The sequence below is a fragment of the Glutamicibacter sp. Je.9.36 genome (assembly GCF_051129975.1).
In the GTDB taxonomy this organism is placed as follows: Bacteria; Actinomycetota; Actinomycetes; order Actinomycetales; family Micrococcaceae; genus Glutamicibacter.
Genome location: NZ_JBCPSN010000002.1, coordinates 82000 through 96207, shown reverse-complemented (window position 1 = coordinate 96207; position 14208 = coordinate 82000). Strand labels below are relative to the sequence as shown.

Annotated in this window: 13 protein-coding genes and 1 pseudogene; 6 read left to right on the top strand and 8 right to left on the bottom strand. The window is 65.5% G+C overall.

Translation table 11 applies throughout. The features are described 5' to 3' along the window. Positions 1-21 precede the first annotated feature (21 nt). The 4 genes and pseudogenes from AAZQ98_RS04750 (at position 22) to AAZQ98_RS04735 (ending at position 3323) form a co-directional block, all read left to right on the top strand. Positions 22-562: pseudogene (locus tag AAZQ98_RS04750) on the top strand (flavodoxin family protein). Positions 563-682: 120 nt separating this feature from the next. Further along, positions 683-1213 (top strand): hypothetical protein, encoded by a 531-nt coding sequence (locus AAZQ98_RS04745; protein ID WP_105657707.1) that lies wholly within the window; start codon positions 683-685, stop codon positions 1211-1213. Then, positions 1210-2637, top strand: a complete 1428-nt coding sequence (locus AAZQ98_RS04740; protein ID WP_105657706.1) for a phytoene desaturase family protein — start codon at positions 1210-1212, stop codon at positions 2635-2637. The genes AAZQ98_RS04745 and AAZQ98_RS04740 overlap by 4 nt, the downstream gene beginning before the upstream one ends. A gap of 359 nt (positions 2638-2996) precedes the next feature. Further along, positions 2997-3323, top strand: coding sequence for a hypothetical protein (locus AAZQ98_RS04735; protein ID WP_434690221.1), 327 nt, complete (start codon positions 2997-2999; stop codon positions 3321-3323). Positions 3324-3429: 106 nt separating this feature from the next. Here AAZQ98_RS04735 and AAZQ98_RS04730 read toward each other — a convergent pair whose 3' ends face one another. From AAZQ98_RS04730 to AAZQ98_RS04720, 3 genes are read right to left on the bottom strand one after another with little or no spacing between them, the layout of a single operon-like run. Continuing rightward, positions 3430-4164 (bottom strand): glycosyltransferase, encoded by a 735-nt coding sequence (locus AAZQ98_RS04730; RefSeq protein WP_434690218.1) that lies wholly within the window; start codon positions 4162-4164, stop codon positions 3430-3432. Beyond that, the gene (locus AAZQ98_RS04725; protein WP_434690215.1) at positions 4157-5527 is read right to left on the bottom strand and encodes a PIG-L family deacetylase; all 1371 of its coding nucleotides are present in this window, start codon (positions 5525-5527) and stop codon (positions 4157-4159) included. The genes AAZQ98_RS04730 and AAZQ98_RS04725 overlap by 8 nt, the downstream gene beginning before the upstream one ends. After that, the gene (locus AAZQ98_RS04720; protein ID WP_434690212.1) at positions 5521-6582 is read right to left on the bottom strand and encodes an acyl-CoA dehydrogenase family protein; all 1062 of its coding nucleotides are present in this window, start codon (positions 6580-6582) and stop codon (positions 5521-5523) included. The genes AAZQ98_RS04725 and AAZQ98_RS04720 overlap by 7 nt, the downstream gene beginning before the upstream one ends. A 261-nt stretch (positions 6583-6843) precedes the next feature. Here AAZQ98_RS04720 and AAZQ98_RS04715 point away from each other — a divergent pair, with 261 nt between their 5' ends. Continuing rightward, positions 6844-7035 (top strand): CsbD family protein, encoded by a 192-nt coding sequence (locus AAZQ98_RS04715; protein WP_105657701.1) that lies wholly within the window; start codon positions 6844-6846, stop codon positions 7033-7035. A gap of 128 nt (positions 7036-7163) precedes the next feature. On the opposite strand, the gene AAZQ98_RS04710 is transcribed toward AAZQ98_RS04715, so the two are convergent. The 5 genes from AAZQ98_RS04710 to AAZQ98_RS04690 all read right to left on the bottom strand — a co-directional run bounded on the left by AAZQ98_RS04710 (position 7164) and on the right by AAZQ98_RS04690 (position 13098). Continuing rightward, positions 7164-7640, bottom strand: coding sequence for a pyridoxamine 5'-phosphate oxidase family protein (locus tag AAZQ98_RS04710; RefSeq protein WP_434690209.1), 477 nt, complete (start codon positions 7638-7640; stop codon positions 7164-7166). A gap of 102 nt (positions 7641-7742) precedes the next feature. After that, positions 7743-8873, bottom strand: a complete 1131-nt coding sequence (locus AAZQ98_RS04705) for a YihY/virulence factor BrkB family protein (protein ID WP_332727418.1) — start codon at positions 8871-8873, stop codon at positions 7743-7745. 132 nt (positions 8874-9005) lie between these two features. Beyond that, a complete protein-coding gene (locus AAZQ98_RS04700; protein ID WP_434690207.1) occupies positions 9006-11108 on the bottom strand; it encodes a catalase in 2103 nt (700 codons plus the stop codon). Between the two features lie 234 nt (positions 11109-11342). Further along, complete coding sequence (locus tag AAZQ98_RS04695) at positions 11343-12563, bottom strand: ammonium transporter (RefSeq protein WP_105657853.1); 1221 nt, start codon at positions 12561-12563, stop codon at positions 11343-11345. A 220-nt stretch (positions 12564-12783) separates the two neighbouring features. Beyond that, the gene (locus AAZQ98_RS04690) at positions 12784-13098 is read right to left on the bottom strand and encodes a hypothetical protein (protein ID WP_105657697.1); all 315 of its coding nucleotides are present in this window, start codon (positions 13096-13098) and stop codon (positions 12784-12786) included. A 378-nt stretch (positions 13099-13476) separates the two neighbouring features. On the opposite strand from AAZQ98_RS04690, the gene AAZQ98_RS04685 reads away from it, so the two are divergent. Next, positions 13477-14151, top strand: a complete 675-nt coding sequence (locus tag AAZQ98_RS04685; RefSeq protein ID WP_133833471.1) for a DNA-3-methyladenine glycosylase — start codon at positions 13477-13479, stop codon at positions 14149-14151. The last annotated feature ends 57 nt before the right edge of the window (positions 14152-14208 follow it).

The following is a 14208-nucleotide window of genomic DNA, read 5'->3' as shown; positions in this document are numbered from 1 at the left end:
CCCAAAGCCTCCAGCAGCGATCTGCTGGCCCGGCAGGTGGCGGCGGAATTCACGGGGCACCAGGTCCACTCCGAGATCCTGCGCATTGCCGATTTCGACGTGAGGCCCGGAGTGCTCAAGGACATGGGAGGCGGCGACCAGTGGCCGGGGATCCGGCAGAAGCTGCTGGCCGCGGACATCCTGGTGCTGGCCACCCCCGATCTGGCTGGGCCACCCCTCGAGTCTGGCCCAGCGAGTGCTGGAGCGGCTGGATGCCGAGTTGTCCCAGACCGACGAGCAGGGCCGCCCGATCCTCTTCGGCAAGGTGGGCGTGGTGGCCGTGGTGGGCAATGAGGACGGCGCGCACCACGTGATTGCGGATCTGGGCCAGGGCCTGGCCGATGTCGGGTTCACCCTGCCGGCCCAGGGCTCCACCTATTGGGTGGGGCAGGCCATGCACACCACCGACTACCAGGATCTGGACCAGACCCCGCAGGTCACGGCGAACGCCACGCAGATCGCCACGCGCAACGCGGCGCATCTGGCGCGGCTGCTCGAAGCCCGGCCTTTCCCCGCCCGATAGCCGCCGGATGCTGGGTGCAGCCTGCGGATCAGTGCCCGGCCATTGGCCAGCGGCGGCCGGTGCCCTAGCGTTTCAGCCAGCAGAAGACTGCGACCCCAGGCGAGAACTAAGGACGGGCCCATGCCGCACAACACCATCGACCAGACGACCTTGCACCGGTACCTGAGCGAACACCTGCTGGGTTCCGAATCGGGACTGAACCACTTCAAGGCCGCCCACGGCACCTGGGCGGACACCGCCTATGCCCAGCGCTTCGAATCGCTGCACCAGCAGGTCCAAGCGGATCAGGATGACCTGAAACGGATCATGGACCGGCTGGGCTGCACCAAGCGGCCGATGGCCCGCCTGCTCGCTCCGGCGGCCAAGCTGGCCGGGCACGTCAACCCGTTCAATCCGCTGCGCATGCGCAAGCTGGCTGCCGCGCAGGTGCAGCTCGATGTGCTCACCGGGCTGCTCAATGCCAAGCTGCGCATGTGGCAGACGCTGCTGCTGATGCTGCCCCATGATCCGCGCCTGGACCAGACGCTGCTGCAGGACCTGTCGCACCGGGCCGAGTCGCAGATCAGCCAGCTCAAGGCGCTCAGCGACGAAACCTGGCCCGAGCGCTTCGCCCCGCCAGTGAACGATGAGCAGGGGGAACACCGCCCATGACCGGCAGGAAAGCGAACATTGTCGGCGCCGGGCCCAACGGGCTGGTCGCCGCGGCGGTCCTGGCCGAGCAGGGATTCGACGTCCAGGTCTTCGAGCGCAACGCCCGTCCCGGCGGTGCCGCGGCCTCCGGCAGCACGCTGGGCGAAGGCACCATTGTGGACCTGGGAGCTGCCGCCCACCCCTTCGCCTATGGCAGCCGCGCCTTCGCGCATTTCGATCTGGCCGGACATGGTTTGCAGTGGGATTTCCACGGCTATCCGCTGGCCCACCCGCTGGACGACGCCGAGTCGGTCTTCCTGCACCAGGACCTCGAAGCCACCATGGCGCAGTTCCCCGCAGACCGGAAGATCTGGCAGCTGCTGCATGGCCCGCTGGTGCGCCATCCGCAGGAGATCCTGGACAACGCCACCAGCCCGCTGCTGGGCATCCCGCCGCATCCCGTGCTCATGGCACGCTTCGGGCTGCGCGCGCTGCCGCCGGCGAAGCTGCTGGCTTCCGCCGCGTTCCGGACCCGGCAGGCCGCGGCGCTCTTCGCCGGATCCAGCGCGCATTCCATGCTGCCGCTCTCCCACCCGTTCACCTCGGGATTCGGCGCGCTCTTCGGGGCCTTGGGCCAATCCTGGGGCTGGCCGGTGGCGCACGGGGGCACCGGCAGCATCATCGACGCGCTGCTGCGGGTGCTCGACGGGCTGGGGGTGCAGATCCATACCGGGCACCAGATCACCCACCTCGCGCAGCTTCCCGATGCGGACCTCACCTTCCTGGATGCCACGCCCCGCCAAGCGGTGCAGCTCGCCGGCGACCAGCTCCCGGCACGCCTGCGCCGGCGGTTCGAGCGCTGGCGCTATGGCACCGCGGCCTACAAGGTGGACTACCTGCTCGATGGACCGATCCCCTGGAAGGATGCGCGCACCGCGCAGGCCGGCACCGTGCATGTGATCGGCGATGCCGCCGAGCTGGCCCGGGCCGAGCGCCAGGTCGCCGCCGGGTCAATGCCCGAACGCCCGTTCGTGATGGTGGTCCAGCCTTCGAGCGCCGATGCCTCGCGCGCCCCGGCCGGCCGCCAGGTCATCTGGTCTTACGCCCACGTGCCCCAAGGCTATGACGGGGATGCCGGGGCGCTCATCGATGCGCAGATCCAGCGGTTCGCGCCGGACTTCAAGGACCGGATCGTGCAGCGGGTAGTCACCGGCCCGGCTCAGCTGCAGGCCTGGAATCCGAATCTGGTCGGCGGGGATATCGGCGGCGGATCACTGGCCGGCACCCAGCAGTTCTTCCGCCCCTCGCCCTCGCTGAATCCCTATTCGCTGGGCGTGCCGGGACTGTACCTGTGCTCCTCCTCCACCCCTCCGGGCGGCGGGGTGCATGGCATGGCCGGCTGGCATGCGGCGCACCGGGCGCTGCGTGATCTTGGGCGGGACTGAGCCGCGCAATCACGGTAGCTGAATAGGGATACTGACTAGTAGAGAATAAAGTCTGGGAATTCCCTCAGAATCGCGGCCTCTTCGCAACAACTTGGTGGGCCAATGATAATTTCTTATCGAGTCCCCCACCGCTGGCCGCATGGTCCACAGCGTATTTTAAGGGCCACGCTGCCCAGTCCGGAGGGACGGATAACTGCATTGTTGAAGTGAGAAGTATCGTCTAGAAGTGGAGGGTAGTTCACATGCCAGGAAGGCTAGTCAGGTCCCAGACCGCGTTGCGCGTAGCAGAGCTGCTGGGATCACGCGAGGGAAGAAGGCATCTGAGCAGCTATGGCTGGAGCCAAGGAATGCCAGTGGTCATGACACAGCCTTTGGAAGCGCTCGATGATGTGATGGGCCTGGTCTCGGTGCACAAGCGGCCGGTGCTGGTCGCGATGGTTGAACCGCAGAGCGAGGAACTGAAGTTCTTGCACATTTCCGAGCCGTCTCCAGTCTTGGAAGTGGTTCAGGCCAGCGCGCCGCGCAGCAAGATCAAGGATCTGTTCGGCCAGGCCGAGCACAGCGGAATGGCTGCATTCCGTGTGAAGTACTGGCAATACACTGCGCTCGCCCACGCGGTTCCACCTTTCGACGCCAGCAAGCTGGGACACAGGTACGCCACACAGGAGTCCGGCAGCAGCGTGTAACCGCAAGCACCGCCGCAACGGGCACAGCCCCCAGGGAAACCGCGCATCCGCGCAGATTCCCCGGGGGCTGTTCCTATGCCAGGGACCGGGACCCCTTACTTGGGCGCTACCGGGCGTGGAGCATCTGGTGATCCAGCGCGGCAAGATAGTCCGCGAAGCCCTCGCGCAACCGCCCGCGCAAGCGCCCCGAGGTGATCGCCTGCAGCCGGGCCGTGGCCTGGACCCGGTAGCCGGCGCGGCGCAGCGCCTCGACCAAGGCCACATCCTCCCGGGCCGCCAAGGGCTCGAAGCCTCCAACATCCAGATAGGCAGCAGCGCACACCCCGAAGTTCGCGCCGTGGATATGGCCATGCCCCTCGATCGGCTGGTAGGCCTGCTCCCATAAGGCGAAGATATGCTCATCGAGTTCGCCGCGGTCCGGTTCCACGGTTCCGGCCACCGCATCGGCCCCGCCGGCGTGCAGGGTGGCAAAGCCCTCCAGCCAATGCTCGGCGACGCAGGTATCCGCGTCGGTGCTGGCCAGCCAGATGGCGCTCGGGTCCGCGTACGCGCCGAAGCTGGCCAGGGCGTGGCGTGCCCCGGCAGCCCGGCTGGCTCCGACATTGCCGAAACTGGCCTGCAGCAAGCTGATCCGCTGATCTGCGCTGATCTGCCGCTGGGCAACCTGTACCGTGCGGTCGGTGCAGCTATCGGCAACCACGATGGCCCGGACCTGCACCTGCGGGCGGGCACGCGCCAACCGGTCCATGGCCGCTCGCACCGAATCCAGGCACCGGCCCAGGCGTTCTTCCTCGTCATGGGCCGGGATGATGACCGCCATGGCCGCCAGCTGCCTACCCATGGGCACCAGCGGGCTTGCGCAGTATTTCAAGCAGGAAATCGGCCTCGCGATGCTCCACCATGCGCTCCCACCCCAGGTCTCCCGCCATCCGGTGCACGTCTTCCCCGTCCAGCGGCCAGCCTTCAATGGGATGCAGCCAGTGGCAGAGCACCAGCTCTCCGCCGGCTTCCAGTGCGGCCGCACTGGCGGCGAGCACCTGTTCCAGTTCGTCGGCGGCCAAGAAATAGCCGATCTCGCTGAGCACTACCAGCTGCACGCTTCCCGGCTCCAGCTGCGGAAATTGCCGGGGCACCGTGGCCTGCAGCAAGCTGACGTGCTCCATTCCGGCCACGGCTCGCCGGGCCTGGGCTAACGCGGTAGCACTGGCGTCCACCGCCAGCAGGCTGGTGCTGCGGCGGGCCAGTTCGGCACTCTGCACCCCGATGGAACATCCCAGCTCCAGAACCGCCGCATACTGTTCCCGGGGCAGGGAGGCGAGCAGGATTTGCTGCTTGCGCTGCTCGTAGCGGCTGCTGCGGTACTCCCACGGATCTTCGCGCTGCCCGTAGAGCTCGTCGAAGACCGCCGGAGCCGACGCGGCGTCCTTGTGGCCAGGCCAGGTGGCGCGGAAGATCTCGGCGCCGTGGGAAAAATGCTGCAGGAAGCCTTCGTCAAGGAGGACTTCGTCTCCTGGCAAGGCGGACAGCGGCCTGGTTTGGGAACGGTGGGCCTCCAGGGCACGGGCCTTGGCGTTCGCGCTGGAATCATCCAAGGCCAGCCGGCGCCAATGCCTGAAGCTGGGCTGCCGGCCCGGTTGCGCCCAGTGCCAGAACCAGATGGGGAATTCCAGATGGCAGGCATTGTGCGCCAGGGCGCAGTCCGCGGCGAGCAGGCCCAGAATTTCGTGGTCCGGGTGCCCGTCGCCGCGGTAGGTGCTGGCGATCAGGCAGCGCTCGCCGGCGTGCTGCTCAAGGGCTGCGCGGATCGGCTCCTGCTGCGCTTCGAGTTTCCCGTCGCCCAGGCCCAAGCAGTGCAGATGCAGCGTTCCGCTGCGCGGTCCCTGTGCGCGCAGTGTGTCCATGGCCTCGGCCAGTTCGGCCTGGCGCAGCGCGGCCAACTGGGCGGCGGAGTGTGTGGTGGAGTCCGGGTGCGAGGCTTCCCCGAAGCTGCAGACGATCACGTGGACATCGATCCCCCGGCCAAGCGCCATGCGGATCAGCCCTCCAGCTCCCAGCGTCTCGTCATCCGGGTGGGCGGCCAGAACAATCACCGATGCCATTGCGTGGAAGAGCTTCTCCGGATCCAGTGCGGCGATCCGCTCTAACCCAGCCTGCTGCCAGCAGCTTGCAGATGTTCCCTGGTCCTGATGCGTGAAGTTCACCATGCGCTGCCGCCTTCCGTGCCGGCGCGGTCCGCAATCAACTGGCCCAGCGCCGCGTCGTCGCGGGCCGCGTGATGCTGGCGCAGATAGATGCCCAGGTCTGCTGCGCGCCGCGCATGCTCCTCATCGGCGGTCAGCGGGCCCGGGCCGGTGGACTGGCCGCTGAGCTGCAAAACCCGCTCGCACGCCCCGGCCACCTGGCCGCGGATCCGATGGGCCGAAATGGCATCCAGCGCTCCGGCATCGGCCAGCCCGGCGGCCTGTTCCAGTAGTGCGGCGCAGCCGGCCAGCAAGCGGTCTGCTTCGCCGAGCCAGGCCAGGGCCAGCTGATCCGGGGTGCGCGCTTGGGCGCTGCGCAGCAGATGGCGGTAGATTCCCACCGCTGCCCCGAACCAGCAGGCGGCGACGCCAACGCCCCCGACAGCGAACCCGGGACGGGACAGGTACCAGCCGGCGTCCTGCACCGGTTGGGCCGGCACGCCGGTGAAGTTCACGCTGCCACTGGGCAGCTGCGCCATGCCGCGGCTGACCCAAGCATCCGGTGCCGGTTCAACGCCCGGATGCCGCAAGGAAACCATGAACAGCCGGCCGCCATCGGGCGTGGGGGCGGTGACCAGGGCATGCGTCAGCTGCGCGGCCAATGAGCACCAGGTCTTGGTGCCGTTCAGCTCCCATCCCCCGCCGGACTGGCGAACCGCTTCCAGGGTGGCGTTGGGCGGCTGCGCGGCGAAAACGCCCCATGCAGTGCCGGCCGGCCACGACATGCCCGCCTGGCTCAGGATTCCCGCGGCATCCAAATGCGGTTCCAGCGTCCTGGCCGCGACCAGGTCGGTGGCGGCCACGGAGGCCAGCAGTTCCCACAGGCGCTGGGTCTGTCCGGCCGCTGGCACCGGAGGGTCCTCCCCCGAACTTTCCAGCGTACGCAGCATCGCTTCCGGGTTGCCCTCGCAGCGCACGGCGGCCGCGCGCACCGCTTCTTCGGCGCCCCACCATGACTCGCTGTTGCGGGGGCGGGATCCTGGTTCGGCTGCTCTAAACGACACCGGACGCTGGTCCATCGGCTCTCCTTCTCTGCGCGGAACTTTTGGCCAGTCTAGGTCACGGCCCATTCGTGCCCGGCCCCAGCTGAATGACTCCTGATAACCGCAAAGGACCACGCAACGCGGCGAGGCAGCTTATGGGATTGGCCGCCGCGAAGGCGGCACTGTGATGATCTGCAAAGTTGGCCGCAAGCAAACTTTCAGCTTCGGGACCCCAATTTGCAATCTGCCCTATAGTTCAAATTGTCAGTAACCAGATCCACACAGGAGGTAAGAATCATGGGAATTGGAGACAAGATCCAGAACAAGGCCCAGGAAGCATCTGGCAAGGCCAAGGAGGCCTACGGCGATGCCACTGATAATGAGCGCCTGCAAGCCGAAGGCGTGAAGGACCAGGCCGCCGCCAAGGCAAAGCAAGCAGGAGAACACGTCAAGGACGCCGCCAAGGATGTCAAGGACGACCTGTCCTAAACCGCACCACCAGCTATGCCCCATGGATGCGAATCCATGGGGCATAGCTCTGTGCCGGGCCACGGGCACAGCAATACGGCCGCTGCTCCGAGAATTCGGAGCAGCGGCCGTTGCTGGTTTCCGGCGCCCTAGAGTTCGACGCTATTCGAGTCCCCGGGCTCGGCAGGTTTTCCGGTGAGCTTCTGCTTGACCCAGCCGGCCACCAGGCTCGCCGCCCCGCCGGGATTCTCCCAGTATTCGGCGGAGTCGGCATCGATGCGCAGCAGCACCGTCTGCGCAGATTCCGGGCCTTCGCTGGCGAAGGTCTCCACCGCGGCGTTCCACAGTTCCTTCTTCTTGGCGACATCGAGCACCACCTCGGCGTGGCCGCTGACCGACACCCACGCCTTGGATCCGCTGAACGCGGCATTGACCAGTCCCTGGGCCCGGATTTCCTGGACAATTCCGGCGTCGGCGGCAGAGAAGAACCAGAGCTCTCCTTCGTCGGTGGCTTCAATCAGCGTCAGGGGGCGGCTGGCCAGCCGTCCAGAGCTGAGGGTTGTGACCATGGCGATCCGCAGGTCCTTGATGATGCTGATGACTTTGCTTGCTTCGTCGTTGGCCATGATGAGCTCCTTTGTCTTGGAATGATCTGTTCGTTTCACACGCTACCGAGGTGCCGGCCCGCGCCAAGGGGCGCCCAGGCGATTGCCAGCTTCGGCTCCTGCTCAGCTTTCCGGGTTCCGCCTGGAATCCGGATCCGCTTGCTCTTCGGCGTCCAGCTCGCTGGCGAAACGCAGCTGCCGCCCGTCGCTGATGTCCTGCTCTTCTTTTTCCTCCTGCTTCATGCTGGCCTTGGTATCCCGCGGCGGAAGCTGGACCGAACGCTCGGCGGCAATCCCCGCCTGCAGCTGGCGCCCGCGCTCGGCTTCCGCGTCGAAGACCGCGCCGAACAGCAGCGACAGGTTGGCGATCCACAGCCACAGCAGCAGCACGATGACCCCGCCGATGGCGCCGTAGGTCTTGTTGTAGTTGCCGAAGTTCGAAACGTAGAAGAAGAAGCCTACGGTCGCTACCGCCAGCACGAGCAGCGCGATGGCCGAGCCGAGGCTGATCCAGCGGAACTTCGGTTGCTTCACATTGGGAGCACCGTAGTAGAGCACGGCCACCAGCACAATCGCGCACAGCACGATCACCGGCCATTTGGCGATATTCCATATCGCCACCGCGCCCTCGCCCAGCCCCATGGCGTTGCCCAGCGCCTGGGCCAGCGGACCGGAGACGATCAGCAGCATCCCCAGCACGGACACGGCCACAAGAAGCACCAGTGTCAGCAGCAGCATCAGCGGGCGCAGCTTGTAGAACGGCCGGCCTTCGGCCACCTCGTAGATCTGGTTCATTGCCCGTCCGAACGCCCCGACATACCCCGAGGCGCTCCATAGCGCACCGAGCAGACCGGCAATCAGCGCCAGGCCTGCCGACGGGGCCGAGGCCAGCTGCTCGATGGGCTGGCGCAGGGTTTCGACCACTTCCTTGCTGGCCAGTTCCTGGATCAGCGAGAGGATGTTGCGGGTCATGTTCTCCGCCTGGCCGGCAACTCCGAGCAGGGAGACTACCGCCAGCAGGGCCGGGAAAATGGAGAGCATCGCGAAATAGGTCAGCGAGGCCGCCATGTCCGTGCATTTCTTCCGGGAGAATTCCCTGATGGAGCGCTTGGCCGCGTATTTCCATGACCTGGAGTGCATATCCGGCGGGGAATCGGGTTTGGATTCGGCATCGGGTCCAGGAGCGTGCCGGGCTTTGGCAGCGGTTTCGGCCGCGTTCCCGTTCCCGGCATGACTATCGGTTCCTGAAGGCATCTTGCACCTCTTTTCATCAGCTATCTGTGCCAGTTGATTGCCGCCGGCCCTGCTGCTGGGCCAGGCCGGCGCGGCAGGCAAATCGAATCATGCACCTGCCGCGCCACCTGCTAGGCCAGCTGGGCCGCGCTGCTACTCGGCGACCGGGAAACGCTCCCACGCGCGGTGGGTGGACAGCAGCTGCTCCGCGCTTTCGGCCACCGCCGAAAGCTCGACCAGTGCGATGCCCGGCGCGTCATCTTCCAGGCCCACCGCTTGCAGCAGGCCATCGGAGAGCCCGTCCAGGGTGATGATGGCCTTGTTGTGCCGGTAGGCCTCCGCAACCAGCAACGCCACGCGCGGGTCGATGGGAACCCCGCCTGCCCCCAAGGCGCCGGCCTTGGCATCCAGCGCAACCGCGGCGTCCGGGGCCGGCGGCAACGGGCCGATGAGCACCAGCGCATCGAATTCGATGGAGCGCGCCGTCAGGTAGGTGCGGTCAATGGGCAGGTCCGGGGCCACCTCGCCGCCGGAGGCCGAAACGAGCAGCGGGGACATGCCCCGTTCGGCCAGCGCCTGGGCTATTGCCGGCACGTGCTGGTGGTTTCCGCTGTTGAATACCACCCCGACCTTGCGCCCGTCCACTGGCCAGGCTTTTCCGATCTGGGACAGCACGGGGCTGGCCACCGGATCATCCAGCTGCACTGCGGCCGGCGCCGGCAGGCCCAGTGCCTGGGCGACCCCGGCGGCCAGCTGGGTATCGATCTTCGCCAGGCATTCCACCTGCCGCTGGCGGATCGCGGTATCGGTGCACTTGCCCAGTTCAAAGGAGTAGGCCTGCTGCACGTGGGCGCGCTCCACGGCCGAGAGGCTGATGTAGAACAGGCGCGCCTGGCTGTAGTGGTCCGAGAAGCTGGCCGGCTCGGAACGCACCTTCTTTCCGGAGGCCACAGGCTGCGGGAAGTCCAGCGGAGGCTGCTGGCCAGAAACCACCTGCGACATGTACGGGCAGCCGCCATCCAGCGAGTTCGGCTTGTACGGCGCGATGCCCTTGGGCACCCGGTGCTGGTGGAAGCCGTCGCGGAACATGTCGTTGACCGGAGAGTCCGGCGAGTTGATCGGGATCTGCGCGAAGTTCGGTCCGCCCAACCGGGTCAGCTGGGTGTCCAGGTAGGAGAAGAGCCGCGCCTGCAGCAGCGGGTCGTCGCTGATATCGATGCCCGGAACCAGATGCCCGGGGTGGAAGGCGACCTGTTCAGTCTGCGCGAAGTAGTTCTCCGGGTTGCGGTCCAGCACCATCTTGCCCAGCGGCTGGACCGGGGCCAGTTCTTCTGGCACGAATTTCGTCGGATCCAGCAGGTCGATGCCCTCGAAGACCCCCGAACCGTCGTCGGGGAAAATCTGCACGCCCAGTTCCCATTCGGGGTAGGCTCCGGCATCAATGGCTTCGGCCAGATCGCGGCGGTGGAAGTCCGGATCCGCGCCGGCGGCCAGCTGGGACTCTTCCCAGGCCAGCGAGTGCACGCCGAGCTTGGGCTTCCAATGGAACTTCACCAGTGACGCTTTGCCCGCCTCGTTGACCATGCGGAAGGTGTGCACGCCGAAGCCTTCCATCATGCGCAGCGAGCGGGGTATCGCGCGGTCGCTCATCTGCCACATCACGTGGGCTTGGGCAGGGGTATGCAGGGAGACGAAATCCCAGAAGGTATCGTGGGCCGATTGCGCCTGCGGGATCTCGGTATCCGGGTGCGGCTTCGCGGCATGGACCAGATCCGGGAACTTGATGCCATCCTGGATAAAGAACACCGGGATGTTGTTGCCCACCAGGTCGAAAATGCCCTCTTCGGTATAGAACTTCGTGGCAAAGCCGCGGGTATCGCGGGCCGTGTCCATCGAGCCGCGGGAACCGACCACGGTGGAGAACCGCACGAAGACCCGGGTCTGCTTTCCCGGCTTGAGGAAATCGGCCCGGCACAGCTCGGAGGCGTTGCCGTAGCTGATGAAGGAGCCGTGGGCGCCAGCCCCGCGGGCGTGGACCACGCGCTCCGGAATCCGCTCATGGTCGAAATGCATGATCTTCTCGCGCAGGTGGTGATCCTGCAGCAAGGTGGGCCCGCGCTCTCCGGCTTTCAGCGAGTGGTCGGTATCGCTGACGGGAGCTCCCTGGTTGGTGGTCAGGAATTCGCTGTCCTGGCCGGGGCCGGACAAGACCGGTTCCCCTCCCGGGCTTGCTTGCTGTTGTGGTTCGCTGGCCATGGCACTCTCCTAGCTGCTTGGGAATAATCGGCTGGTGAATGCCACGCTAGGGGCCGGTGCACCGCTGATGCCAGCGAACTAGGCGATTCCCATGATTTACACATGTGCCCGCCCCCGGGCGTGAACACGCCAGGACCGCCGGTGGCTGCATGGCCCACCGGCGGTCCTGGTAGGACGTTTCAGAAACGCCCTGCCCCTCGTGCTTGTGCTGCGTTATTTTCCAGATTCCGCTCCTTACTTGGAAACCAGCTGGTATCCATTTTCGTTGTGCTCCGCCTCGTCGATGCCGGCAATTTCGATATCTGCCGCGACACGCCATGGGCTGAACTTTCCAATGACCGTGGCGATGACCCAGGTCATCACCGCGGAGAAGACCATGACCACAATCAGGGTGGCTGCCTGGGCGATCAGCTGGGCGACGCCTCCGCCGTAGAACAGTCCGCCAGCGCTCTCCTCGGTTGGCAGGGCGAAGAAGCCCAGGAACAGGGTTCCGATCAAGCCGGCGACCAGGTGCACGCCGACAACATCCAGCGAGTCGTCGTAGCCCAGCTTCCATTTCAAGTTCACTGCCCAGGCTGCACCGGCGCCAGCCAGTACGCCCAGCAGCATCGCGGCCCACGGGGCCACATCTGCGCAGGAAGGGGTGATGGCGACCAGGCCGGCCACCAGGCCGGAGGCGACACCCAGCGAGCTGGGGCGGGAACCGCGAAGCTTCTCAACCAGGATCCAGCCAAGGACGGCCGCACCCGGAGCTGCCAGGGTGTTGACCCAGATGAGTCCAGCCTGCTCGACGGTGGTCGCCGCACCGGCGTTGAAACCGAACCAGCCGAACCACAGCAGGCCGGCACCGAGCATGACCAGCGGGGTGTTGTGCGGCTGCGGACGGTCGTGGAAGTTGTGGCGCTGGCCCAACTTCAGGGCCAGGACCAGGGCTGCGATACCTGCGTTGGTGTGGACCACTGCGCCGCCGGCGAAGTCAATGGCTTCGCCGAAGATGCTGCCCAGGAATCCGTCTGCGGAGAGCAAGCCTCCACCCCAGACCCAGAAGGCCACCGGTGCGTACACCAGGGTGACCCACAGCGGGACGAAGAACAGCCATGGCGCAAAGCGGGCACGGTCGGCGATGGCTCCGGAGATGATGGCTACCGAGATCATGGCGAAGGTACCGGCGAATCCGGCGGCGAGCAGCTCGGACTGCTCGGTATTGTGCATGGCAAAGTCGCTGATTGGATTGCCGACGATTCCGGCGATGGCTGGTTCCCCGGCGGAGAACGAGTAGCCCCAGAGCACCCAGACAACGGCGGTGATCGCCGCGGCGGAGAAACTCATCAGCATCATGTTCACCACGCCGGTGGCGCGAGTCATGCCGCCGTAGAAAAGTCCCAGTGCCGGTGTCATCAGCAATACGAGTGCGGCAGCTATCAGGATCCATAAGCTGGCTACATCCAACTCCATCTGGATCACTTCCCCTCAAGGTATTCGGTGTATCGGTGGTGTTATGACTATCTAACGCGCCCGATGTTTCCGAACACTCGCTGCTTCGTTTCCGCTGTGTATCAAGTTCCTGCCGGGGGTAACGTTTGCTTCTCGGCAATGTTTCGCCGCCGTTTCGAACAGTTCACGGTGCTGCTGGCCGACGGTCAAAAGAACAGCCCGGGGCGGACGCCGGCAGCGGCTATAGCCGCTTGATCTTCACGACTCGGGACTTCGGCACCGTAGGGGATCCGCCGATTCTCGTGTCGTAGCTCAGGGATCCGGTCACCGTGGCGGTGATTTGGACGATGCCCTCGGCCACGACGCCATCCGGCGCCTCGCAGTCCGCCAGGCCGTCACCGGCAGTGAACATCGGATTGTGCTCGTAGTCGTATTTGCCCACCTGCGCGTGGCTCAGCTCGGTATGGAAGGTGCATGGACCGGTCGCGGAGTCGAACTGGGTGACCAGCCCGTAGAGAATCACATTCTGATCAATGTGCGAGTCCGGTTGCTTCATGATGTGCGCCAGAGCACGCTTGGTGACCTTCTTGGCCTTGTTGGCCGTGGCTTTCTCAGCCGCGGCTGCGCGAAGCTCTGCTGCTTCTTCCTTGGGGCCAGGGCCAATTGCACTTCTGCTTCTGCCAGCTGGGCTTGCAGTGCTTCCTTTTCAGCAGCTATGGCTGCGCTCGAGGTTTGCGCAGCCTCAAACTCTTCTGCCGATACCCCGCAGTCAGCCATCGATAGAATTCCGGCCAGTGCGGTTGCAGTTGCTAAGAACCTTTTCATGCTCATTCCCCATTTCACGAGTGCGAGTTGCTTGAACCCCCAAGTTTCAAGTAACCATGATCCTTACAGGGGCCGGGGACAATTTAGCTGGAGCAGGCACACTGGAAGCATGGACCGATCTTTCTTCTTGCCCGATGCCTTGGACGTTGCGCCCCGGTTGCTCGGGGCAGTACTCACCGTGGATTCCAGTGATGGACCGGTCAGCGTGCGCATCACCGAAACCGAAGCGTACATGGGCCTGGGAACCGCAGGGCCCTATGATCCGGGCAGCCACTCGAAGGACAGGAAAACCGATCGCAACGCGTCCATGTTCCTGGAACCCGGGCACGCGTACGTGTACTTCACCTATGGAATGCATTACGCCCTGAATTTCGTTTGCTCACCGCCAGGAGCTGCGTCCGGGGTGCTGATACGTTCTGGCGAAATTATTTCCGGCGCCGACCTGGCCCACGCACGAAGACTGGAGAAGCGGCCCATCCGCTACGCCCGCAATCCCATCCCGGAAATCCAGCTGGCCCGTGGACCGGGGAACTTGGCCACCGCATTGGGACTCACGAGATTGGAACATGACGGGCTGGATCTGTTCGCTGCACCCTTTACCCTCCATGCTGCCTCTGGTCCCCCGGAGGCTTTGCGCACCGGACCCCGTGTTGGCGTCGCGGGGATAGCCGGCGGTCCGCAGTTCCCCTGGCGATTCTGGCTGCCCGATGAGCCAAGCGTTTCCGCTTTTCGCCCGGGCCGCGATGCTCCTGGGGCAGTCACGGGCATCAGGAATCAGAAATAGGCTCTGGCTGCAACGCAATTAATGCGTTGAAGCCAGAGCCTATCGAGCAAGGTGCCG

Excerpts from the sequence above, each read along its gene's own strand:
- AAZQ98_RS04700 (WP_434690207.1), bottom strand. The coding sequence starts at position 11,108 with ATGGCCAGCGAACCACAACAGCAAGCAAGCCCGGGAGGGGAACCGGTC.
- AAZQ98_RS04705 (WP_332727418.1), bottom strand. The coding sequence starts at position 8,873 with ATGCCTTCAGGAACCGATAGTCATGCCGGGAACGGGAACGCGGCCGAA.
- AAZQ98_RS04730 (WP_434690218.1), bottom strand. The coding sequence starts at position 4,164 with ATGGGTAGGCAGCTGGCGGCCATGGCGGTCATCATCCCGGCCCATGAC.
- AAZQ98_RS04745 (WP_105657707.1), top strand. The coding sequence starts at position 683 with ATGCCGCACAACACCATCGACCAGACGACCTTGCACCGGTACCTGAGC.
- AAZQ98_RS04695 (WP_105657853.1), bottom strand. The coding sequence starts at position 12,563 with ATGGAGTTGGATGTAGCCAGCTTATGGATCCTGATAGCTGCCGCACTC.
- AAZQ98_RS04710 (WP_434690209.1), bottom strand. The coding sequence starts at position 7,640 with ATGGCCAACGACGAAGCAAGCAAAGTCATCAGCATCATCAAGGACCTG.
- AAZQ98_RS04690 (WP_105657697.1), bottom strand. The coding sequence starts at position 13,098 with ATGAAGCAACCGGACTCGCACATTGATCAGAATGTGATTCTCTACGGG.
- AAZQ98_RS04735 (WP_434690221.1), top strand. The coding sequence starts at position 2,997 with ATGACACAGCCTTTGGAAGCGCTCGATGATGTGATGGGCCTGGTCTCG.
- AAZQ98_RS04740 (WP_105657706.1), top strand. The coding sequence starts at position 1,210 with ATGACCGGCAGGAAAGCGAACATTGTCGGCGCCGGGCCCAACGGGCTG.
- AAZQ98_RS04715 (WP_105657701.1), top strand. The coding sequence starts at position 6,844 with ATGGGAATTGGAGACAAGATCCAGAACAAGGCCCAGGAAGCATCTGGC.
- AAZQ98_RS04725 (WP_434690215.1), bottom strand. The coding sequence starts at position 5,527 with ATGGTGAACTTCACGCATCAGGACCAGGGAACATCTGCAAGCTGCTGG.
- AAZQ98_RS04720 (WP_434690212.1), bottom strand. The coding sequence starts at position 6,582 with ATGGACCAGCGTCCGGTGTCGTTTAGAGCAGCCGAACCAGGATCCCGC.
- AAZQ98_RS04685 (WP_133833471.1), top strand. The coding sequence starts at position 13,477 with ATGGACCGATCTTTCTTCTTGCCCGATGCCTTGGACGTTGCGCCCCGG.